Here is a 24,000-nt window from a genome sequence, read left to right as displayed (position 1 = left end):
GACTGAAATAGGGCTTGTTTTAAAGTAAGACAATGTTTTGAAAAGAGAATCATTATAAAAAAATGAAATTAGAATAGTAAGTCATATTAAAAAATTCAAATACATATAATAAAGTGACAATATTCGGCTACATACGTGTGATGTGAGTATAAATTATGTTAAACTAATATGGAATAAGGAGGGGCAAGCATGCGTATATATATAAATGAAATCAAAGTGAAAGACGATACAATTTACTGTTATTCAGAAGATTCAATTGAAGGATTAGAAGAAGTAGGACAAATGCTTGTTGACAGTGATAATTATGGATTTGCATACATCTTAGATGATGGTCAATCCTATTCGTATTTAATCTTTGTAGAAGAAACATGGTCGATGTTACATGAAAACAAAGGTAAGAAACTCATTGTAAATGATGAGTTAGAACTTAAACATTTCCAAGAAGAATTAGATTACATATTAGACAATATTGAAGGCAATAATAACTATGGTAAGGAGTTTGTTTCTGCTGTTGAAAAAACTTTTGAACTAGAATGAAGCGGAGTGAAGTAATATGAACCAGTGGGATCAATTTTTAACACCTTATAAACAGGCTGTTAATGAATTAAAAGTTAAATTAAAAGGATTACGTAAACAATATGAGATTAGTGAACACAGTTCTCCCATTGAATTCGTAACAGGCCGCGTTAAACCTATTTCAAGTATTATAGATAAAGCAAACAAAAGGGAAATTCCATTTGATAGATTAAGAGAAGAGATGTATGACATAGCTGGACTCAGAATTATGTGCCAATTTGTGGATGATATTGATGTCGTGGTTAATATATTACGTCAACGTAAGGATTTTAGTGTTGTTGAAGAAAGGGACTATATTCGCAATACCAAACCAAGTGGATATCGCTCTTACCACGTAATTATTGAATATCCTATTGAAACATTAAATGGACAAAAATCTATTTTAGCTGAAATTCAAATTAGAACGTTGGCTATGAATTTCTGGTCAACCATAGAACATACATTACGTTATAAATATGATGGAGATTATCCAGATGAGATACAGCATCGTTTAGAAAGGGCGGCAGAAGCGGCTTACTTATTAGATGAAGAAATGTCAGAGATTAAAGATGAAATTCAAGAAGCACAGAAATATTATACTCAAAAGCGTGCAAAAAAACATGAAAATGACTAATGAGGTGTAAACATGCGTTATACAATCCTAACTAAAGGTGATTCAAAATCTAATGCGTTAAAGCATAAAATGATTAACTATATGAAAGATTTTCAAATGGTTGAAGATAATGAAAACCCAGAAATAGTCATTTCAGTCGGTGGGGATGGCACTTTACTACAAGCGTTTCATCAATATAGTCACATGCTTTCGAAAGTGGCGTTTGTTGGTGTGCACACTGGACATTTAGGGTTTTATGCTGACTGGTTACCTCATGAAGTCGAGAAATTGATTATAGAAATCAATAATTCAGAATTTCAAGTTATTGAATATCCATTATTAGAAATCATTGTTCGATATAATAATAATGGTTATGAAACAAGGTATTTAGCTTTAAATGAAGCTACAATGAAAACTGAAAATGGATCAACATTAGTTGTGGATGTTAATATTCGTGGTAAACATTTTGAGCGTTTTAGAGGAGATGGACTATGTATATCTACGCCATCTGGGTCAACAGCTTACAATAAGGCATTAGGTGGTGCTTTAATTCATCCATCTTTAGAAGCAATGCAAATCGCAGAAATTGCTTCAATCAACAATCGTGTGTTTAGAACAGTGGGTTCGCCATTAGTACTTCCTAAACATCACACTTGTTTGATAACACCTGTCAATCATGACACGATACGAACTACGATTGACCATGTGAGTATTAAGCATAAAAATGTAAATGCAATCCAGTATAGAGTTGCAAATGAAAAAGTAAGATTTGCACGCTTTAGACCATTCCCATTCTGGAAGAGGGTACACGATTCATTTATTTCAAGTGATGATGAAGTATGATTTTCAGATATACGATTACACAGCAAGAAACGCTTAAATCATTTTTACAACGACATGACTTTTCGAAGAAGACAATTAGCGCCATTAAAACTAATGGCGCTTTACTTGTCAATCAGAGACATGTCAATGTGAGATATCAATTGAATTTTGGTGATCAGCTAGAAGTTCAACTCCCTATAGAAGTACCCAGTGCCAATTTAATACCTTATATGAAGTCACTAGATATATTATTCGAAGATGACTACATCATTATTGTATCTAAACCTAATGGACAAAACTGTGCACCGTCACGTGAACATCCACATGAAAGCTTAGTTGAACAAGTATTAGGTTATTTACAACACAAAGGTGAACGAACCAATCCTCATATAGTAACCCGTTTAGACCGTAATACTACTGGGATTGTACTTTTTGCGAAATATGGATATATACATCATTTATTTTCAAAAGCTAAAATGGACAAAGTTTATACGTGTTTAGCATACGGTATGACTGAACCGAGTGGCATGATTGAAGCACCTATTGCAAGAAGCGATGAAAGTATTATAGAAAGATGCGTATCAAAAAACGGGAAATATGCCAAAACAATGTTTCGTACTTTAAAACAAAAAGAGAATGTTAGTTGCTGTGAAGTACAACTCTGTACGGGTCGAACTCATCAAATTAGAGTGCATTTTCAATATATCGGTCATCCTTTAATAGGTGATACATTGTACGGCGGAAAACATGGTAAAATAGAAGGGCAATGCTTACATTGTTCAAAACTCATTTTTGAACATCCAGTTAGTAAAAATATGATACATATCGAAATTGATCATAAACAACTCAATCAATGGTATGACTTAATATAAACAAATTGTTTTGGAGGTGTTTAATTTGTCTAACGACACAGAATTAAAAGAGAAAGAAAATGTGAACGAAGACGTGTATGATAAAGATTTATTAGATCAATTATTACAAGATGACGACATTGATGCATTTAGAGAAGAATTTTTATCTATGCATAATTACGAACAAAGTGAGTACTTTGAAGATACCGATGAAGAAAATCGGCAAAAGATATTTGAATTTTTATCTCCGAGTGAAGTTGCTGATTTCTTCGACCATTTAGATATTGATGATGAAGAATATGAAGCATTATTCGAAAATATCAATGCTAACTATGCGAGTCATATTTTAGAAGAGATGTCTTACGATAATGCAGTCGATATTTTAAATGAATTATCCAAACCGAAAGTTGCTAGTTTACTCACGTTAATGAATAACGAAGATGCAAATGAAATCAAAGCATTGTTACATTATGAAGAAGATACTGCCGGCGGTATTATGACGACGGAATATCTTTCTTTAAAATCAACAACACCTGTGAAAGAAGCATTGATGCATGTTAAAGAGCAAGCACCGAATGCAGAAACCATATATGTCATTTTTGCTGTGAATGAAGATGATCAATTAGTAGGTGTTTTATCATTAAGGGACTTAATCACCGCTGAAAACGATGCTTATATTGAAGATGTCATGAGCGAACGTGTCATTAGTGTTGACGTTGCAACAGACCAAGAAGACGTTGCACAAACCATGAGAGACTATGATTTTATTGCGGTACCAGTAGTAGATTATCAAAATCACTTACTCGGTATCATTACAATCGATGACATTTTAGATGTTATGGATGAAGAGGCTAGTGAAGACTACTCTCGTTTAGCCGGGGTTTCTGACATTGATTCTACGAATGACTCTGTGATTAAAACAGCGATGAAACGTTTACCGTGGTTAATCATTTTAACGTTTTTAGGCATGATAACTGCGACGATTCTAGGTAGTTTTGAGGATACATTATCTAAAGTTGCACTATTAGCAGCATTCATTCCTATTATTAGCGGGATGTCAGGTAATTCTGGTACACAATCATTAGCCGTTTCTGTACGTAATATCTCAACAGGAGATATTGATGAACAAAGCAAGTTTAAAGTAGCTTTAAGAGAAGCGGGAAGCGGATTGTTGTCTGGAATTGTCTGTTCAATTATTTTAATCATTATTATCATTTCAATCTATCGACAACCATTATTAGCAGTCATCGTAGGTGGTAGTTTGACATGTGCTATGACAGTAGGAACATTGGTAGGTTCAATGATTCCATTACTTATGAATAAATTAAAAATTGATCCAGCAGTAGCAAGCGGTCCATTTATTACTACAATTAATGATATTGTCAGTATGTTAATTTATTTTGGCTTAGCAACATCATTTATGTCTTATTTAACTTAAGGAGGAACGAATGGAGTTCTTATCACTCGTGATTGTAGTCGTTGCTGCATTTTTAACACCTATTATCGTTAATAGGTTGAATATTAACTTTTTGCCAGTGGTCGTTGCTGAGATCTTAATGGGAATTATCATAGGAAATTCATTTTTAAATCTCGTAACAAAAGATTCTATGCTTAATATTCTTTCAACATTAGGATTTATCTTTTTAATGTTTTTAAGTGGTTTGGAAATTGATTTTAATGCATTTAAAAAGGATGCACGACCACGACAAGGTGAAAGTAAAGAAGAAAAGAAAGTGCCTGGTCATTTAAATCTAGCTATGATAGTTTTCGGGTTAATCATGATAGTTTCGATCATTTTAGCCTTTGCATTTAAATGGTTCGGTTTAATCGATGATGTGTTATTAATGGTTATCATCATTTCCACGATTTCTTTGGGTGTCGTAGTACCGACATTAAAAGAAATGAACATTATGAGAACTACGATTGGGCAATTTATCCTATTAGTAGCGGTATTAGCTGATTTAGTCACAATGATTTTATTAACCATATATGGTGCAGTGAACGGCCATGGTGGCAGTACTATATGGCTAACAGGTATATTAGTAGTATTTACAATCGTATTTTATGTTATCGGTGTACTATTTAAGCGTATGTCGTTTTTACAAAAGTTAATGGGTGGTACAACTCAAATTGGTATTCGTGCCGTCTTTGCGCTTATTATATTGCTTGTAGCTTTGGCTGAAGGTGTAGGGGCAGAATACATACTTGGTGCATTCTTAGCCGGTGTCGTTGTATCTTTATTAAATCCTGACGAAGAAATGGTTGAAAAGTTAGATTCCTTTGGTTATGGATTCTTTATTCCAATTTTCTTCATTATGGTAGGTGTCGATTTAAATATTCCGTCACTTGTTAAAGAGCCATCATTACTGATTATTATTCCAATACTAATCTTGGCATTTATTGTATCTAAGTTGATACCAGTATTCTTAATCAAACGTTGGTTTGATTTGAAAACCACGATTGCCTCTGGTTTTTTATTAACATCGACGTTATCGCTTGTGATTGCAGCTGCTAAAATTGCTGAACAACTAAAGACGATTTCACCTGAGACCTCAGGGCTACTGATATTAAGTGCTGTTATTACATGTGTATTTGTACCAGTCATCTTTAAAAAATTATTCCCTGTGCCAAATGAAATGAATCGTCGTATAGAAGTTAGTTTAATTGGTAAAAACCAACTCACTATTCCAATTGCTCAGAATTTAACGTCACAACTATACGATATTTCACTTTATTATCGTAAGGATTTAAGTGATAGTCGAAAATTATCCGATGAAATTACAATGATTGAAATAGCTGATTATGAACAAGAGATACTAGAAAGATTAGGTCTATTCGATCGTGACATTGTTGTTTGTGCGACGAATGATGATGAAATAAATAGAAAAGTGGCTTTAATGGCTAAAGAACATGGTGTTGAACGTGTAATCTGTAGATTAGAAAGTACTAATGAAGATATGGAAATGAAATCATTAGGTATTGAAATTTTCAGTAACTACTTAAGTAATAAGATTTTACTTAAAGGATTAATAGAAACACCAAATATGCTTAACCTATTAAGTAACGTAGAAACGTCTCTATATGAAATTCAAATGTTGAATCATCAATATGAAAATATGCAATTACGTAACTTCCCATTCGGTGGAGATATAATCTTCGTGAGAATTGTCCGTAACAATGATTCTATCGTTCCACACGGTGACACACAATTACGCTATAAAGATAGATTGATTGTTACAGGTTCAAAAGAATATGTTGACGAATTAAAACAAGAATTAGAATTTTATTATTAATATATTATACCAATCGTCTGTAAGTATAAGGAATACTTGCAGGCGATTGGTTATTGAAGAAGAACGTCTAAATTGATGACTGAAGTTATACCAATCTAAAATACTTTATTATCTGGTACTAAAAGTGTTAGAATATGATGAGTGAATAAAGAAGGAAACGTTTGAAATAAACTAACATATATCTAAATTAAAGGAGTTATTTGCATGTTAAATCTAGAAAATAAAACTTACGTCATTATGGGAATTGCTAATAAACGTAGTATTGGTTTTGGTGTTGCAAAAGTATTGGACCAATTAGGTGCAAAATTAGTATTTACATATCGTAAAGAACGTAGCCGTAAAGAATTAGAAAAATTATTAGATCAATTAAATCAACCTGAAGCACGTTTATATCAAATTGATGTTCAAAGTGATGAAGATGTTATCAATGGATTTGCGAAAATTGGTGAAGAAGTAGGTAATATCGACGGTGTTTACCACTCAATCGCATTTGCAAATATGGAAGATTTAAGAGGACGTTTCTCTGAAACTTCAAGAGATGGTTTCTTATTAGCACAAGATATTAGTTCATATTCTTTAACAATTGTTGCACATGAAGCTAAAAAATTAATGCCTGAAGGCGGTAGCATTGTTGCAACTACATATTTAGGTGGCGAATTTGCAGTACAAAACTATAATGTTATGGGTGTTGCCAAAGCAAGTTTAGAAGCCAATGTTAAATATTTAGCATTAGACTTAGGTGAAGATAATATCCGTGTGAATGCAATTTCAGCAGGTCCTATCCGTACACTAAGCGCAAAAGGTGTTGGTGGCTTCAATACTATTCTTAAAGAAATTGAAGAACGTTCACCATTACGACGTAATGTGGATCAAGAAGAAGTAGGTAAAACTGCTGCATACTTATTAAGTGACTTATCAAGTGGTGTTACAGGTGAAAATATTCATGTAGATGGTGGATTCCACGCAATTAAATAATTGAGTTATTAACTATTTAAGTATTTTACTTATAACATAATAAAAGACCAAGTGATTAATGAAATAATCACTTGGTCTTTTTGCTTTGTAAACATTGATAACAAAAGTTTTATTAATCTTTGACATTGCTATTTGCTTTATCGATAATACGCTGACGATATTTAAAGATATTGCTAATAACTGTTTTTAATACTGCATATAAAGGTACAGCTATTAGAATAAGTGTGAAACCTCCTAAATCACCTGCAGCTAATATAACAACTATGATTGTTAATGGGTGCATGCTAAGTGATTTACCCATTACATTTGGCGTGATGACATTACCCTCTAATTGTTGAGCAATTAACGTAATGACACATACCCAAATGAAAGTCGATGGTCCATCGATAATACCTAAAATAGCTGCTGGCGTGAAAGATAGCCATGGGCCTAGGAATGGTATTAAGTTGGCAACACCGGCGAATAAAACAAGTAATGGTGTATAAGGTAAGCCGATTATTGTATAACCAATATACAAGATGATACCTAAGATAACACTCACCGTTACTTGACCTTGGATGTATGATTTTAATGTATAGTTTAAGTCTTTTAATAAATCTACGACAAATACTTTACGTTCACCTTTGAAAAATTTAGCTACTGCAGGAATAAATTTTTCATGATCTTTCAACATGTAAATAAGGAAGAACGGTACCATGATTAATAAAAAGATAGTAGAAATTAATGATGTGATATATGAAATTGAGTTAGATAACACATCAGTTACGCCATCTCCCATTGATTTAACCATGTTATTAATTCGATGTGTGACATCACTTGGTAATTTATCAATTTGTGTTAATGAGAAATTGATTAAACGCTCAGTTTCTCTTTGTAAGGCAGGTGTTTGTTTAATTAGGTTATTAATATTTGAAATAATGATAGGTGCGATAAATGCTACAACAATAGCGATAATTGCGATTAATACTACAAATATAGTTAAAATACTTGCCCATCTTGGGAATCCCCATTTTTCTAATAATGTTTGAAATGGTAAACATATGTAGAATAAGAACCCACTAATTAAAAAAGGAAGAAAAACAGAACCGATGATAGTTACAACTGGTGTAAATACTTCATGCACTTGCATAAATAGTTTGATGAGTATGAACAACATAATTAGAGCTATGCCGGTTCTAAACCAAACTTTGTTTAACATATATATAGATCCTCCTGAAAATTTTCGTTTTTTATAGTCTTATATAGTATATCTCAAATTGAAAAGCTACAAAAGAGTCATGATTGATAAAGTACCATATTGAGTAAGTTTAAAATACATATTATTTAATGAAAATTCTGAAAATATATTGTAAAGTGTAAATATACATTGTATAATTTTTTTAATCGATAATAATTAAGGGGGTATACGATGATTGAAAAAATCGTTACATTTTTAAATGATCTCGTCTGGAGTAAACCATTAGTATACGGATTATTATTAACAGGGATTTTATTTAGCTTGAGAATGCGTTTTTTCCAAGTGAGGCATTTTAAAGAGATGATACGTTTAATGTTTCAAGGGGAAAAGTCGCCAAGTGGTATTACAAGTTTTCAAGCTATAGCAATGTCATTAGCAGGGCGTGTAGGGACAGGTAACATTGTAGGAGTGTCGACTGCTATATTTATTGGAGGACCAGGAGCTGTTTTTTGGATGTGGATTAGTGCCTTTCTAGGTGCTAGTAGTGCATTTATTGAATCCACTTTAGGACAAATTTTTAAACGTGAAGATAAGGGAGAATATCGAGGCGGACCAGCATATTATATTGAATATGGGATAGGTGGGAAATTCGGGAAAATATATGGTTTAGTATTCGCGATTGTTACAGTTATTTCAGTAGGTTTACTCTTACCTGGTGTACAATCAAATGCAATTGCAAGCTCTATGCATAATGCTTTTAATGTTCCAAATTGGATAGTAGCAATTATAGTTGTCATTATTTTAGCATTAATTATTTTTGGTGGATTACGTTCAATTGCTAATGTTGCTACAGCAGTTGTACCGTTTATGGCAGTGATATATATATTAATGGCGATAGTCATCATTATTATTAACATCCAACATGTGCCATCTTTATTTGCACTTATTTTCAAGTCTGCGTTTGGGTTACAGTCAGCATTTGGTGGTATCGTGGGTGCCATGATTGAGATAGGTGTAAAAAGAGGGTTATATTCTAATGAAGCAGGTCAAGGAACTGGACCGCATGCCGCATCTGCTGCAGAAGTTTCTCACCCAACAAAACAAGGACTCGTTCAATCATTCTCTGTTTATGTAGATACATTATTTGTTTGTACAGCAACAGCACTTATTATTTTACTTTCTGGTACGTATAACGTAACAGATGGTCAGACTAATGCGAATGGTACACCACATTTAATCAAAGATGGAGGAATATTTGTAGAAAATGCAGATGGCAGTAAAGATTATTCAGGTACTGCAATGTATGCTCAAGCAGGTATAGATAAAGCTTTCCATGGAAGTGGCTACCATTTTGATCCCCATTTTTCTGGTATTGGTTCATACTTTATTGCCATTGCTTTATTCTTCTTTGCATTTACGACGATATTGGCTTATTACTATATCGCAGAGACTAATGTAGCATATCTAACTAGACAACAAAGTAAAAGTACTACACACATCTTCTTTATCATAGCAAGGTTAGCTTTATTATTTGCAACTTTTTATGGTTCTATTAAAACAGCCGACGTCGCATGGGCATTAGGGGATTTAGGTGTTGGATTAATGGCATGGTTGAATATTATAGCAATTTGGATTTTGCATAAACCTGCGTTAGAAGCACTCAAAGATTATGAACGACAAAAGGCACATTTGGGTTCGGGCTACCATGCGGTTTACAAGCCTGATGCCAAGAAAATTCCTAATGCAATATTTTGGTTAAAAACGTATCCAGAAAGATTGAAAAACGAAAAATAAATAATGAGTTTATTATTTTAAAAATTAGAGAACTTAGTTATCATTTGTAAGACATTATTGGATTAAGAACAACAAATTAACACACAGTAGGTTTAAATTTGCAGGGTTAATCAAAGTTCATAGCGCACATAATTTAAAAATATAACGTCTCTTGGTACAATATAAATAATACTACTAGGGGGCGTTTTAGCATGTCTGAATTTAAACCAGGTAAAATTAACAAACATATATTTTATAGTGACATATTAGAAAGAGATGTTACTATTTCTATTTACTTGCCTGAAGAATATACTGATTTATTTAAATACCAAGTGATTATATGCTTCGACGGATTGGATTTTTTAAGGTTTGGAAGAATCCAAAGAGAATATGAAAAACTACGTAAAGATAATGAAATTCAAAGAGCTATTATTGTAGGTTTTCATTATGAAGATGTTGAAAAACGACGTGAAGAGTTTCATCCAAAAGGTAGTCGATCACATTTAACTGTTCAAGCAGTTGGAAAAGAACTACTACCATTTATAGATGCAACTTTTCCTACTTATAAGGTGGGGAATGCTAGACTATTGATGGGTGATAGTTTAGCTGGAAGTATAGCTTTACTCACAGCGCTAACCTATCCAACGATATTTAGCCAAGTAGCAATGTTAAGTCCACAATACGATGAAGTGGTTAAAGAGAAAGTTGAGGGATGTGACACGAAATCACAACTTTCTCTTTGGCATGGAATCGGTTTAGAAGAGGAAGACTTCACATTACCTACGAATGGCCAACGAGCTAATTTCTTAACACCTAATCGCGAGTTGAACGCACTTATTAATCAATTTGATGTTCGTTATCACTATCAAGAATTTGAAGGTGGTCATAATTGGAAATCATGGAAACCGTTATTAGGGGATATTTTAAGATACTTTTTAGACGAGGAATTACCAGAGTAAATCATACTTATAAATGATCAAGTTCAATCGTTATTCAAATTAATAACGTACAAATATTATTATGTATATTGTTTAAAATAGAAAAAATATTTTTAAGTTTAAAGTAACGGTTTTCATAGAATTTTGATATAATGGAAATAGGTTAAACAAAGGAGGAATTCAAATGATTTTAGGATTAGCTTTAATCCCATCAAAGTCATTTCAAGAAGAGGTAAATGCATATCGTAAGCGTTATGATACACATTATGCGCAAATTATGCCACATATTACTGTGAAATCTCAATTTGAAGTTAACGATGCGGATTTAGATTCAGTTAAAAAAGAAATTGAAACTCGAATTAAAGGTATTTCATCAATTGATATTCATGCAACTAAAGCATCTAGCTTTAAACCAGTAAATAATGTTATTTACTTTAAAGTTGCTAAGAATGATGAACTTGAAGAAATTTTCAATCGTTTTAATACAGATGATTTCTATGGTAAGGCCGAACATCAATTTGTACCTCATTTTACAATTGCTCAAGGTCTTTCAAGCCAAGAATTTGAAGATATTTATGGTCAAGTAGAGTTAGCAGGGGTAGATCATAAAGAGACAATCGATGAATTATCATTACTACAATTTAGCACTGAAGAAGATAAATGGAAAGTTATCGATACATTTAAGTTAAATTAATAATTATAAATAGTTATAAAAAATGGAGTGAGATAGTGGAATCTATGATACATAGATCTTTATCTCACTCCATTTTTATTTAATTAGCACGTTTTCTATTTATAAAGTAAGGTTCTATGTCAACGTCGGTTGGTAATGGAATTAAGTACTAAGCAACTCTATTCAGTTGCTTAGTACTTTTTTTATATTCACTTACAAATATCCTAGAAATAATCAATATTCGATTTCTAAAATTATAAAAATTTCTATAACCATAAGAGACTCGCTTAATAAGCTTAATTTTATTATTTATTCCCTCAATAGGGCCATTTGTTAGATGTGGATATCGAATTGTATTTGTAATATAGGGTAAATATTTTATCAACGTATTAATTACTCGTTTTAAACCTTTGGATAGATCATGTTTTTTCGAAGTATATAAACTATAGGTTAATTGTTTAATGTTATTAGATTTTAAGGCGTCTGAAATTAAATGACCCATTTCATACGTTGCTTTAAGTTGACCATCTAAACTTAATAAATATTGGACAAGGCTATACTGACTCTGCCATGTAGTAAAAAGCCTAAATTGATGATAATGCATTCGGTTCAAATCGTGTGGTGTCTTAAGTAACAGCTTCCAATACCGCTTTAATTTATTATAATTCGGCCTATCCTTTCTTCGAAATTCATTCATAACTTTAATCCGAGTTCGATTGATTTCGCGAGTTATTGCTTGAACAATGTGGAAACGATCAATGATAATTTTTGCTTCTGGAAACAGTGATTCAATAAGCGAAATATATGGAACATACATATCAATAGATATACTCTTAACATTTTTACGTTGTTTTCTAGAGAACCTTAAAAAATATTCTTTGAGTTTAAATTGGCGACGATCTGGTAAGATATCGATGATATCGTGCGTGATACTATCACAATAAATAAAACTCATTGCGCCATCCACATCTTTTGTAGATTTGAATTCATCAAAAGATAAATGTTTCGGCAACTCGCTATTAGGAGTTGTTTTAACAGAAGAACTGACTTCCTTTAAATATCGATGTACAGTGGAAGGTGAAATAAACAAGCTATTAGCTACGTCTTTTTCAGAACTTACTTTGGCTAATTTCTTCATCATCATTAGTTTAACATCTTTGGAAATTCTACAACGTGGCTCAATATAAGGTGTTTGAGCCGTAAATGTTTGACCACATTCCTTACAATAAAAACGTTGCTTTTTTAACTGTAGGTACGCAGGTCGTTCAAGAATTAAACCCATATATACTTTAGTTTCTCGAAATCCGTGTTTAATGATTAAGTGATTATCGTTTTTAATACCACAACATTCACATCCCATAGGGATGTACGTCAAAATCCCTTTGTATAGTAAACATCGAACGTTTTTATGAACATACAAGCCAAGTTTTTGAGTGATTTTTAAGTTTTCTACTTCAATTCCAATGATTTCTGATATATCATTACACATAGGCACAATATCTCTCCTTACTTATTTGTTTAGCCACTTATAATTATAGAGATATTTGTGCTTTTTTGTGTCTAAAAGATAAAACGGCTAGTGAATTTTATTCACCAACCGTTAAAAATATACAACCTAAAGTAATAGCCATAAAATAAGGCTAAAACTAAGAAAATAAGTGCAGAAAAATAGAATGTATTATTTAAATTATTAGTAAACTGGGTAATTAAGCCACCTAATAAAGGACCAATCATAGAACCAAAGCCTTGCACACTATTAAATACGCCCCAAGTTTCTTCTTGTTCTTTTGGATTAATGTGTCCAGCCATAAAAGTGTTCCATGCTGGTAATAAGATACCATACATGAGACCAATGAATAACGCGATTCCCCATACAATATATATATTTGTGATTAATGATAATCCAAATATCATAAGTGTGTATAAGATGAACCCGCCAAATATAATACTATACATAAATCCTCTACTATTTTTATCAATTATTTTTGAAAGAAATAGCATTGATATAGCACAACCAATTCCACCAATCATGATTGCAATAGTATACTCAATCGTTGATACATGTACAATTTTTGTAGCATAAGTAGGTAAAATAGGTATTAATGCTGAAATCGCTGCACCTTGGAGTAATATACCTGGGAATAAAACAATATGTCGCTTAGTTACATCTACTATCTGTAATAATTGTTCTTTTACAGGTTTGGTATTGTAATTAGTCAATTGAATATTAACGAAGTAGTATAATATCCAAGCGATTAATACTACTAAAGACATCATAAATACAAAATGTAATGGATGTATTTTAATTAAGAAGTTCATTACTACCCAACCAACTAATAAACCTAATAACCATGCAAAATATACATAACCCATCTGTTTACCACGTTTATCTTCTTGAACGCTTGATAGCATGATAACCCAAATAGGGCTAACGGCTATCCCTAGCATGATTGCGCTAATAATGATGACTATTGGTGATGATGGGAACCAAATGACTAAAAACAAACTTAGAAATGCAAGTAAAAAACCAGAAGTTAATACTAATTTAGCGCCAAACTTTTTTAATAAAAAGCCAATCACAAAATTTGTTGCTGCATCTGCTATAAAATGAATAGAAAACGCTAAAGATGTCACTGCAACTGCAATTGAAGTGACAGTAGGAAGGTAGTTAATATAACTTAATATGTACATGCCTCTAGCAAATTCCATAAGAAATAAAATGACTAGCATTATTATAAAGTTTTTATTATTAGAATAGTTATTTAACGAAGAATCTTGCATACAAAGGCACCTTTCCATAAATTTCTTCTGGTTGCGAAGAATGGCCTAAAAGTTCTAATAGGTCTTTGCATAATTTTTGAGTGGCATACTCAATTTTAGATTCTCTCATGTTTGAAGTCATTTTATTTAATAATGATTCATTATTTGTAAGATGCGTAACAATATCTATAGCTTCATCTGGTGTATTGGCAATTTTACCAAAGTCCATACTCTCAAAATAATTGGCATTTTCTAATTCTTGTCCAGGAGCTGGATTTAAGAAAATCATTGGAATACAACGTGTAAGTCCTTCTGAAATTGTAATACCACCAGGTTTTGTAATCATTAATTGACTTGATGCCATCCATTCATTCATATGTTTTGTGAAACCTAGAATGAGAACATCAGGATGATCTTTGAATTGAGCTTGTAAAGCGCGTTTTAATTCTTTACTACGACCACAAATCATAACAACTTGTGAATGTTTACTTTTTTCTAAAATTTCATTAATCATTTGGTCGAATCCTTTTGAAACACCAAAAGCACCAGCAGACATTAATATTGTAGGTCTATCAGGATCTAAGTGATGTTTACTTAACCAAGCTCTTTGGTCAATATGTTCTTCGAATTTGTCTGAAATTGGAATTCCCGTGACTTTAATTTGTGAGGCTGGTACGCCTGCTTCGATAAAATCTTTTTTGGTATCTTTAGTAGCTACATAATAACGATCTGATTCTGGTGTAATCCAGTTCTTATGCATTCTGTAATCAGTCATCACTGTAGCGACTGGAATATTGATATTAAATTGTTCTGTTAAAACAGACATTACTGGTGTAGGGAATGTTAATAAAATTAAATCTGGCTTTTCATTAATGAGTATATTAATCAATTTATTTAGTCCATAATATTTATAAAAACATTTATCTAGTTGATCAGGGCGGCTATAATAAAAGTTTTTATACATATTTCTGAAATATCTAAAGCTATTGATATACCATTTTTTACATATAGAAGTTAAAATAGGATGCGCTTCCATAAATAGGTCGTGTTGAATCACACTTAAATGGTCCAAATTCATTTCATTTAATTGGTTTACGATGCTTTGAGTAACTTGCATATGACCGTTACCGAAAGAACCAGTAATAATCAATATCTTTTTATTTTGAGTAACCATTAAAAGCCACCCTCCGTTAATTTTTAAAATTTATAATAAGTGTAACGTATTTTAATACATTATAAAAGGAATATCGTGATTACGTGTACATGAAATATCATTGATTTGTAGCAATGTTATTTTAATTACAATTTAAACGGGTAATATGACATTGCCTAAAAATTTGTATTTATGCATTATACCACAACTATCTTAAAAATAAATTTGAAAGAACTTAATATAAGTGATGTATTCTCTTTATAATTACTTTAAATAAGATTGATAATCTATTTATAATGTTAGCATGGTTTAACAAGTATGTTTTATTAAAACCTATGAAATAACAAGAATTTTAGTTTTATTTAATAGTAGATTAATAAATAAGGTATAAATTTACATTTTCAAAGTTTTGAATAATCAAAATTTATATTTCCCCTAAATATATAAATAGAATAATCCAATTTAATAAGTATAGATTAATCATAATTCAAATATAAGACATTGGTATAAAATAACTCAGTTAATATTGATTATAAATAACAGGTATTTAATACAATTAAATAGAAAGAATAAATTTATCATAGTCATCAAAACGTGTATAATAGACTTATTGTAAAAAAAGGAGCGATTCATTTTGAATGCGAGTGTATTGTTCGAAAAAATTCGAGTAAAGCAAGTTATAGGAACATTAGATAAAGAAGTAGTAGATATCACTACTGATTCAAGAACAGCTAAAGAAGGCAGTATTTTTGTCGCATCAAAAGGTTACACAGTTGATAGCCATAAGTTTTGTCAAAATGTAGTAGAACAAGGATGTAGTATCATTGTAGTCAATAGAGAGCAAGATTTAAAAGGCGACGTGACTCAAATTATTGTGCCTGACACTTTAAGAGTAGCGAGCTTATTAGCACATGAATTGTTTGACTTTCCAAGTCATCAATTAGTTACATATGGCGTAACAGGAACAAATGGTAAAACGTCTATAGCAACTATGATTCATTTAATTTATAGAAAGTTAAATAAAAGTAGTGCATATTTAGGAACAAATGGTTTCCAAATTAATGAAACAAAAACAAAAGGTGCGAATACAACTCCGGAAACAGTTTCTCTAACTAAAAAAATTAAAGAAGCTGTTGATGAAGGTGCTGAAGCAATGACAATGGAAGTATCCAGTCATGGTTTATCATTAGGGCGTTTAAGAGGCGTGGAATTTGATGTTGCAATTTTTTCTAATTTAACTCAAGATCATTTAGATTTTCACGGCACAATGGAAGCTTATGGACATGCTAAATCACTATTATTTAGTCAATTAGGTGAGGACCTCGCTAAAGAAAAATATGTTGTATTAAACAACGATGATGATTTTTCAGAATATCTAGCTTCTGTTACGCCGTATGAGGTATTTACATATGGCATAGATAATGATGCACAGTTTAAAGCAATTAATGTAGAAGAATCTTTACAAGGTGTTAAATTTGAATTTGATACACCGTTTGGTAGTTATCAAGTTGAGAGTCCATATGTAGGTAAATTCAACATTTCAAACATTATGGCAGCTATGATAGCAGTTTGGAGTAAAGGTGCTACTTTTGAAGAAATCATTGAAGCGGTCAAATCACTTGAACCAGTAGAGGGACGTTTAGAAGTATTAGATCCTAGTTTGCCAATAGATTTAATTATAGATTACGCACATACTGCAGACGGAATGAATAAACTTATAGATGCAGTTAAGCCATTTGTTAAGCAAAAACTTATCTTCTTAGTAGGTATGGCTGGCGAAAGAGACATGACTAAAACACCTGAAATGGGTAGTGTAGCTTGTCGTGCTGATTACGTTATTTTCACGCCTGATAATCCTGCCAATGATGATCCTAAAATGCTAACAGCAGAATTAGCTAAAGGTGCCACACACTCAAATTATGTTGAATTTGAAGATAGAGCAGAAGGTATTAAACATGCAATTGATGTTGCAGAACCTGGTGATACTGTAGTATTAGCTTCAAAAGGTAGAGAACCTTATCAAATTATGCCCGGACATGTAAAAGTACCACACCGTGATGACTTAATTGGTTTAGAAGCGGCTTATAAAAAATTTGGCGGTGGACCTATTGAAGATTAGAGAATATACAGAGGGTACTTCTGTATTTCAAGTATATTTTCATAGGTTGAATGAAACAATGCTTATTGCTATACCTGATCAATTTTGGTCAGTTGAAGTTGCAATTGATTTAAATGTTGCAGAGATTAACGAAGCGTTATTGATGCAATTTTTCACATTTTATGATGAAGAAGAAGCCCAAAAATTAGCAAATGTAGTAACCTATTGGTTTGAAACAATACTAAAGGAGAATGATTAATGAATATAAAGGAAGAAGTAGAGTCAAGAAAGACTTTTGCGATTATTTCCCATCCGGATGCTGGGAAAACAACATTAACTGAAAAACTATTATTCTTCAGTGGTGCTATTCGTGAAGCAGGTACTGTTAAAGGTAAAAAAACAGGTAAATTCGCTACAAGTGACTGGATGAAAGTGGAGCAAGAACGTGGTATTTCAGTAACGAGTTCTGTAATGCAATTTGATTATGATGATTATAAGATTAATATTTTAGATACACCAGGACACGAAGACTTTTCAGAAGATACGTATCGTACTTTAATGGCAGTAGATAGTGCTGTAATGGTAATTGACTGTGCGAAAGGTATAGAGCCCCAAACGCTAAAATTATTTAAAGTTTGTAAGATGCGAGGTATTCCTATCTTTACCTTTATTAATAAGCTAGACCGTGTAGGTAAGGAACCATTTGAATTATTGGATGAAATTGAAGAAACATTAAATATTGATACTTATCCTATGAATTGGCCAGTTGGTATGGGTCAAAACTTCTTTGGTATTATTGATAGAAAATCTAAATCTATTGAACCATTTAGAGATGAAGAGAATATCTTACACCTAAATGATGATTATGAATTAGAAGAAGATCATGCAATTAAAAATGATAGTGCATTCGAACAAGCAATTGAAGAATTAATGTTAGTAGAAGAAGCAGGCGAAGATTTTGATAACGAAGCACTATTAAATGGTGAATTGACACCAGTATTCTTCGGCTCAGCTTTAGCTAATTTCGGAGTTCAAAACTTTTTAAATGCTTATGTTGATCATGCTCCAATGCCAAATGCACGTCAAACTAAAGAAGATGTTGAAGTAAGTCCTTTTGATACTGACTTTTCAGGATTTATCTTTAAAATTCAAGCTAACATGGACCCTAAACATAGAGATAGAATTGCATTTATGAGAGTAGTCAGTGGCGCATTTGAACGTGGTATGGATGTAACTTTACAACGTACGAGTAAAAAACAAAAGATCACACGATCTACTTCATTTATGGCTGATGATAAAGAAACAGTTAATCATGCAGTCGCAGGAGATATTATAGGTTTATATGATACAGGTAATTATCAAATCGGGGATACATTAGTTGGTGGAAAACAAAACTTTAGTTTCCAAGATTTACCACAATTCACACCAGAAATATTTATGAAAGTATCAGCGAAAAATGTTATGAAACAAAAGCATTTTCATAAAGGTATTGAACAATTAGTACAAGAAGGTGCAATTCAATACTATAAAACATTGCATACGAATCAAATTATTTTAGGTGCAGTTGGACAGTTACAATTTGAAGTTTTCGAACACCGTATGAATAATGAATACAACGTAGATGTAGTGATGGAACCAGTAGGACGTAAAATTGCGAGATGGATTGAAAATGAAGATGATATTAAAGATAATATGAATACATCTCGTTCGATACTAGTACACGATCGTTATGATAATTATGTGTTTTTATTTGAAAACGAATTTGCGACACGATGGTTTGAAGAAAAGTTCCCAGACATTAAATTATATAGTTTATTGTAATATGTTTGTCTATACACTAGCACGGGTATCAATCGTTATATAATGGTGATGTTATAAAATTATAAATTGTCATTATAACAATTAGCTTGTATAATAAATATATTCACAAATAAATACCTATGACACTCATGTCAGAGGGGAGTAACTTGATAGTCACTGAATTAATTTAAGTGATTTTACACTTTATCGTCATTACGAAGTATTCACTTCCGGTAAAGTGGGCAATAGTATTTGCTAAGTGAGACCTTTGCTATTATTTAGCATAGGTCTCTTTATTTGTATTAAATTTAAAGGAGTTGTCCACTATGGATCCGAGTTTGTTATTATCCTATGCATGGGTAATACTCGTGTTAGTGTTTTTAGAAGGATTATTAGCTGCTGATAATGCAATAGTAATGGCGGTTATGGTCAAACATCTACCACCGGCACAAAGAAAGAAAGCTTTATTTTATGGTTTATTAGGAGCATTTGTATTTAGATTTATTGCTTTGTTCTTAATTAGTATTATTGCTAATTTCTGGTTTATTCAAGCAGCTGGGGCCGTTTATTTACTATATATGTCAATTAAAAACTTATGGGAATTCTTCCATAAGAAAGATGACAAGAATCATGAAAATGTAGGAGAAGATCATCACTTTGACGAAGATGGTCAAGAAAAGAAAGTTGGTCCAAAAGCATTTTGGAGTACAGTATTTAAAGTAGAATTTGCAGACATTGCGTTTGCAATTGATTCAATGTTAGCAGCATTAGCAATAGCAGTTACTCTTCCTGAGATAGACATTGATTTTGGTGGAATAGACTTAGGACAGTTTGCAGTAATGTTTATTGGTGGAATGATTGGAGTAATTTTAATGCGTTTTGCTGCAACTTGGTTTGTTGAATTATTAAACAAATATCCTGGTTTAGAAGGTGCCGCTTTTGCAATAGTCGGTTGGGTAGGTATTAAATTAGTAGTAATTGTATTAGCACATGATGATATAGAAATTTTACCAGAAGAATTTCCACATAGTGTAATATGGCAGTCTATTTTCTGGACAGTCTTAATATTACTTGTTGTTATTGGTTGGTTAACATCAGCTATAAATAATAAAAAGAAAAAGAAATAATGAACTAAGGCTTCGTATATTAATACGAAGTCTTATTTAATGCTCGTTTTACATTGCAGTTTTAATTATAAAATATTAAAATTTATATATACATAATACTATTAATTGAGGTTATACATATCACTGTGAAAAATGTTACCTTAAACTCATTGAGTATGTCATAATAAAAGTAATTGATTGAAATGATAGGAGTGGCTATCTAGTGGATAAAAATAAAAAACAAGTAATTCCTCGTAAAAGCTATCGACGTCAACGTCGTGAATTTTTTCATAACGAAGAAAGAGAAGAAAGAGTAGCTAAACAAAGACAAGAAGAAAAAATTCAAGCTAAAAAGGATGAATACCAAGCTAAAGTTAATGAAGAAAGAGTTAAAGATAACTTAAGAAAAGCAAGAATAGAAAAGTTAACTAAAGAAGAAATCCAACAACAACAAAATCAAGTATCAAATCATAATGATAAAACGAATAAAACACAACAATCTCAAGAAAATGATAAGTCGAAATTAACATTACCAGAGGAACAACAACTTAAAAGAAATCAAAATCGTAAAAATCAATCATCACAAGATATCAATCGAGATGTTAATGAAGATTCCACTTTTGGTAAGAATCAAAGTGATGAATTAGCAGCTAACGCATCACAAGAAGGTCACTTAAATAATGGTAGTGAATCTGAAACTGAAAAGAAAAACAATGAAGCAGAATCTAGTAATACTAATTTAAATAATCAATCAGGTTCAGTTGAAAATGATGATTTTGATTCTGAAAATAAATATCCGAATCATAGCAAAAAAAGTGCTAAACAAAATCATTTTGAAACAAAGAAAGATAATATATCTTCACCTCGTGATAAAACAGAAAATAAAACCGATTATTTAGATATTATCAAGTCATTTTTTATGGAACATTGGCCTAAAATAGCTATCATTATTGGAGTGATATTATTAATTATTATACTTAACGCTATTTTTACTAATGTTAATAAAAATGACCATACAAATGACAGTGCTTTAACACCTACGAATAAACATTATACTGACACAATGAAAAGTGCGAACAGTACAGTTAAATCTGTAGTAACAGTGGAGAACGAAGGGTCAAAAAATACTTCAGTCCCCAATAATACATCTAAAGCAGATAATGAAATTGGTTCAGGTGTCGTCTACAAAAAAGTGGGCGACTCTCTTTTTATTATGACAAATGCGCATGTAGTTGGTAATAAAGATAAACAAAAGATAACATTTGGTAATAATAAGTCAGTTCAAGGAAAAGTTATCGGCACTGATAAATGGTCTGATATAGCGGTCATTAAAGCTAAAAGTGCAGATAATTCTGTAAAAGCTATTACTATTGGTAATTCTAATCATCTTGTTTTAGGAGAACCAATAATAGTAGTTGGTAATCCATTAGGTGTAGATTTCAAAGAAAGTGTATCTGATGGTATAGTCTCTGGTTTAGATAGACATGTACCAGTAGATATTGATAAAGATGATAGCTATGATGTACTAATGAAAGCATTTCAAATTAATGCTCCGGTGAATCCAGGAAATTCTGGTGGCGCAGTTGTAGATAGAGATGGTAAACTGATAGGTATTGTTTCTCTGAAAATTGATATGAATAATGTGGAAGGTATGGGATTCGCAATACCCATTAATGATGCTCAAAAAATAGCTAATCAATTAGAAAAAGAAGGAAAAGTTGAATATCCTAACACTGGAATCAAAATTAAAAATGTAGCAGATATTGATGACGATGAACGCCAATCAATCAAATTACCTAATAGTGTTAAAAATGGTATTATAGTTGGCGAAGTAAAACCCAATGCTCCTGGCGATAAATCAGGGTTGAAAAAAGATGATGTCATAGTAGAATTAGATGGGAAAAGAATTGAAGATAATTTAAGATATAGACAAATTATATTTAGCCATAGAGAAGACAAAAGCAAGTTAAAAGCTAAAGTGTATAGGGATGGAAAAGTCATTAATATAGATATAAAACTAAAATAATGTTGAGGTGAAATGAATGTCGATATTTGGCCAACTATTAAAAAGATCCAGTCCTCAACAAGGGATAGTTCTATACTATTTAGCAGCAATTGTTGTCGCGTTCTTATTGTTAAATTTGCCATATGTACATAAATCTGGTGTCGACGTTAATCCAATAGATACATTATTTGTAGCAGTATCTGGAATAAGCGTTACAGGATTAACACCAATTAGTATTGTTGATACGTATTCAACTTTTGGTCAAATTATTATACTAGTCATTCTAAATATTGGCGGTATTGGTGTGATGGCCATTGGAACATTATTATGGGTCGTACTAGGTAAACATATAGGTATTCGTGAACGTCAGCTAATTATGCTTGATAACAATAAAGATACAATGAGTGGGACAGTCAAATTAATCTTAGAAATAGTTAGAACGATTATTGTAATAGAATTTATAGGTGCACTTTTACTGGCATTTTATTTTTATCGAGATAATCCGGATTTAAAATATGCTATTATGCAAGGGATATTTGTTTCAATATCAGCTACAACTAATGGTGGTCTGGATATTACTGGTGATTCACTTGTCCCATATGCCAAAGATTATTTTGTGCAAACGATTGTGATGTTCCTAATCGTTTTGGGTTCTATTGGCTTTCCAGTATTGCTAGAAGTCAAAGCCTATATTAAAAATAGAGTAACAAACTTTAGATTTTCATTATTTACTAAAATCACAACATCAACATATTTATTTTTATTTGTTTTTGGTGTCATTATTATATTTTTATTAGAACATAATCATGCATTCAAAGGGATGAGTTGGCACCAGTCGCTGTTCTATTCACTATTTCAATCAGCAACAACTAGGAGTGCAGGATTACAAACCATTGATGTATCCCATTTTAGTGATGCAACCAATATCATCATGAGCATTTTGATGTTTATAGGTTCATCTCCTAGTTCCGTGGGTGGTGGTATCCGTACTACTACTTTCGCTATTTTAATATTATTTGTCATTAATTTTAGTAATTCTGCAGATAAAATCTCTATTAAAGTATTTAACAGAGAAATTCATATTATGGATATACAACGGTCATTTATGGTATTTACAATGGCTTCCATTTTGACTTTCACAAGCATGATTATTATATCTGTAGCAGAGCAAGGTAAACTATCGTTTTTACAAGTTTTCTTTGAAGTTATGTCAGCATTTGGTACATGTGGACTAACATTAGGTGTAACAGATGATGTAAGTAACATTACAAAAATTGTATTAATGATATTAATGTTTATAGGACGTGTTGGTTTAATCTCATTCATTATAATGATAGCCGGAAGAAAAGAGCCTAAAAAATTCAGCTACCCTAAAGAACGTATACAAATTGGATAAATTAAAGCAAAG

20 protein-coding genes and 1 riboswitch are annotated in these 24,000 nt (G+C 31.8%); of the genes, 16 read left to right on the top strand and 4 right to left on the bottom strand.

What is annotated here, in order from left to right; genetic code table 11:
* The first annotated feature begins 189 nt into the window (after nucleotides 1-189).
* The 7 genes from LPC11_RS09125 to fabI all read left to right on the top strand — a co-directional run bounded on the left by LPC11_RS09125 (nucleotide 190) and on the right by fabI (nucleotide 7,109).
* Nucleotides 190-537 carry a UPF0738 family protein gene (locus LPC11_RS09125; protein WP_002450768.1) on the top strand — a complete coding sequence of 116 codons (348 nt, stop codon included), beginning with the start codon at nucleotides 190-192 and terminating at the stop codon, nucleotides 535-537.
* 16 nt (nucleotides 538-553) lie between these two features.
* Entirely contained in the window at nucleotides 554-1,189 is a 636-nt protein-coding gene (locus LPC11_RS09120) for a GTP diphosphokinase (RefSeq protein ID WP_002450767.1), read from the top strand.
* 12 nt (nucleotides 1,190-1,201) lie between these two features.
* A complete protein-coding gene (locus LPC11_RS09115; RefSeq protein WP_002450766.1) occupies nucleotides 1,202-2,011 on the top strand; it encodes an NAD kinase in 810 nt (269 codons plus the stop codon).
* Complete coding sequence (locus tag LPC11_RS09110; protein ID WP_023375015.1) at nucleotides 2,008-2,862, top strand: RluA family pseudouridine synthase; 855 nt, start codon at nucleotides 2,008-2,010, stop codon at nucleotides 2,860-2,862. Before LPC11_RS09115 ends, LPC11_RS09110 begins: the two co-directional genes overlap by 4 nt.
* Nucleotides 2,863-2,887: 25 nt before the next feature.
* The gene (mgtE, locus tag LPC11_RS09105; RefSeq protein ID WP_041613918.1) at nucleotides 2,888-4,279 is read left to right on the top strand and encodes a magnesium transporter; all 1,392 of its coding nucleotides are present in this window, start codon (nucleotides 2,888-2,890) and stop codon (nucleotides 4,277-4,279) included.
* A gap of 10 nt (nucleotides 4,280-4,289) precedes the next feature.
* Nucleotides 4,290-6,134, top strand: coding sequence for a monovalent cation:proton antiporter family protein (locus LPC11_RS09100; protein WP_023375016.1), 1,845 nt, complete (start codon nucleotides 4,290-4,292; stop codon nucleotides 6,132-6,134).
* Between the two features lie 204 nt (nucleotides 6,135-6,338).
* Nucleotides 6,339-7,109, top strand: coding sequence for an enoyl-ACP reductase FabI (gene fabI, locus LPC11_RS09095; protein ID WP_002450762.1), 771 nt, complete (start codon nucleotides 6,339-6,341; stop codon nucleotides 7,107-7,109).
* A 112-nt stretch (nucleotides 7,110-7,221) separates the two neighbouring features.
* On the opposite strand, the gene cozEa is transcribed toward fabI, so the two are convergent.
* On the bottom strand, nucleotides 7,222-8,307 hold the full coding sequence (gene cozEa, locus LPC11_RS09090; protein ID WP_002465608.1) for a lipoteichoic acid biosynthesis protein CozEa: 1,086 nt from the start codon (nucleotides 8,305-8,307) through the stop codon (nucleotides 7,222-7,224).
* A gap of 210 nt (nucleotides 8,308-8,517) precedes the next feature.
* Here cozEa and LPC11_RS09085 point away from each other — a divergent pair, with 210 nt between their 5' ends.
* The 3 genes from LPC11_RS09085 to LPC11_RS09075 all read left to right on the top strand — a co-directional run bounded on the left by LPC11_RS09085 (nucleotide 8,518) and on the right by LPC11_RS09075 (nucleotide 11,691).
* On the top strand, nucleotides 8,518-10,080 hold the full coding sequence (locus tag LPC11_RS09085; RefSeq protein ID WP_104681662.1) for an alanine/glycine:cation symporter family protein: 1,563 nt from the start codon (nucleotides 8,518-8,520) through the stop codon (nucleotides 10,078-10,080).
* 191 nt (nucleotides 10,081-10,271) lie between these two features.
* The gene (locus LPC11_RS09080) at nucleotides 10,272-11,018 is read left to right on the top strand and encodes an esterase family protein (RefSeq protein ID WP_023375018.1); all 747 of its coding nucleotides are present in this window, start codon (nucleotides 10,272-10,274) and stop codon (nucleotides 11,016-11,018) included.
* Between the two features lie 163 nt (nucleotides 11,019-11,181).
* Entirely contained in the window at nucleotides 11,182-11,691 is a 510-nt protein-coding gene (locus LPC11_RS09075) for a YjcG family protein (RefSeq protein ID WP_023375019.1), read from the top strand.
* A 148-nt stretch (nucleotides 11,692-11,839) separates the two neighbouring features.
* Here LPC11_RS09075 and LPC11_RS09070 read toward each other — a convergent pair whose 3' ends face one another.
* The 3 genes from LPC11_RS09070 to LPC11_RS09060 all read right to left on the bottom strand — a co-directional run bounded on the left by LPC11_RS09070 (nucleotide 11,840) and on the right by LPC11_RS09060 (nucleotide 15,604).
* Complete coding sequence (locus LPC11_RS09070) at nucleotides 11,840-13,159, bottom strand: ISL3 family transposase (protein WP_148519196.1); 1,320 nt, start codon at nucleotides 13,157-13,159, stop codon at nucleotides 11,840-11,842.
* 101 nt (nucleotides 13,160-13,260) lie between these two features.
* A complete protein-coding gene (ltaA, locus tag LPC11_RS09065) occupies nucleotides 13,261-14,451 on the bottom strand; it encodes a lipoteichoic acid biosynthesis MFS flippase LtaA (protein WP_231307223.1) in 1,191 nt (396 codons plus the stop codon).
* On the bottom strand, nucleotides 14,429-15,604 hold the full coding sequence (locus LPC11_RS09060; protein WP_023375021.1) for a diglucosyl diacylglycerol synthase: 1,176 nt from the start codon (nucleotides 15,602-15,604) through the stop codon (nucleotides 14,429-14,431). Before LPC11_RS09060 ends, ltaA begins: the two co-directional genes overlap by 23 nt.
* Before the next feature lie 613 nt (nucleotides 15,605-16,217).
* Here LPC11_RS09060 and LPC11_RS09055 point away from each other — a divergent pair.
* From LPC11_RS09055 to LPC11_RS09030, 6 genes are all read left to right on the top strand, one after another.
* Nucleotides 16,218-17,702, top strand: coding sequence for a UDP-N-acetylmuramoyl-L-alanyl-D-glutamate--L-lysine ligase (locus LPC11_RS09055; RefSeq protein ID WP_023375022.1), 1,485 nt, complete (start codon nucleotides 16,218-16,220; stop codon nucleotides 17,700-17,702).
* Nucleotides 17,692-17,940 (top strand): YueH family protein, encoded by a 249-nt coding sequence (locus LPC11_RS09050; RefSeq protein ID WP_041613920.1) that lies wholly within the window; start codon nucleotides 17,692-17,694, stop codon nucleotides 17,938-17,940. The genes LPC11_RS09055 and LPC11_RS09050 overlap by 11 nt, the downstream gene beginning before the upstream one ends.
* A complete protein-coding gene (locus LPC11_RS09045; RefSeq protein ID WP_023375024.1) occupies nucleotides 17,940-19,502 on the top strand; it encodes a peptide chain release factor 3 in 1,563 nt (520 codons plus the stop codon). The genes LPC11_RS09050 and LPC11_RS09045 overlap by 1 nt, the downstream gene beginning before the upstream one ends.
* A gap of 124 nt (nucleotides 19,503-19,626) precedes the next feature.
* Nucleotides 19,627-19,738, top strand: a riboswitch (yybP-ykoY riboswitch).
* 69 nt (nucleotides 19,739-19,807) lie between these two features.
* On the top strand, nucleotides 19,808-20,608 hold the full coding sequence (locus tag LPC11_RS09040) for a TerC family protein (RefSeq protein WP_023375025.1): 801 nt from the start codon (nucleotides 19,808-19,810) through the stop codon (nucleotides 20,606-20,608).
* Between the two features lie 202 nt (nucleotides 20,609-20,810).
* Complete coding sequence (locus LPC11_RS09035) at nucleotides 20,811-22,613, top strand: S1C family serine protease (RefSeq protein WP_023375026.1); 1,803 nt, start codon at nucleotides 20,811-20,813, stop codon at nucleotides 22,611-22,613.
* Between the two features lie 16 nt (nucleotides 22,614-22,629).
* On the top strand, nucleotides 22,630-23,988 hold the full coding sequence (locus LPC11_RS09030; RefSeq protein WP_023375027.1) for a TrkH family potassium uptake protein: 1,359 nt from the start codon (nucleotides 22,630-22,632) through the stop codon (nucleotides 23,986-23,988).
* Nucleotides 23,989-24,000: the final 12 nt, after the last annotated feature.

The sequence above is a fragment of the Staphylococcus sp. HL28 genome (assembly GCF_021117155.1).
GTDB classification, from domain to species: Bacteria; Bacillota; Bacilli; order Staphylococcales; family Staphylococcaceae; genus Staphylococcus; species Staphylococcus warneri.
The sequence above is the reverse complement of the archived record's forward strand: the minus strand, read 5'-3'. Positions and strand labels throughout refer to the sequence as shown.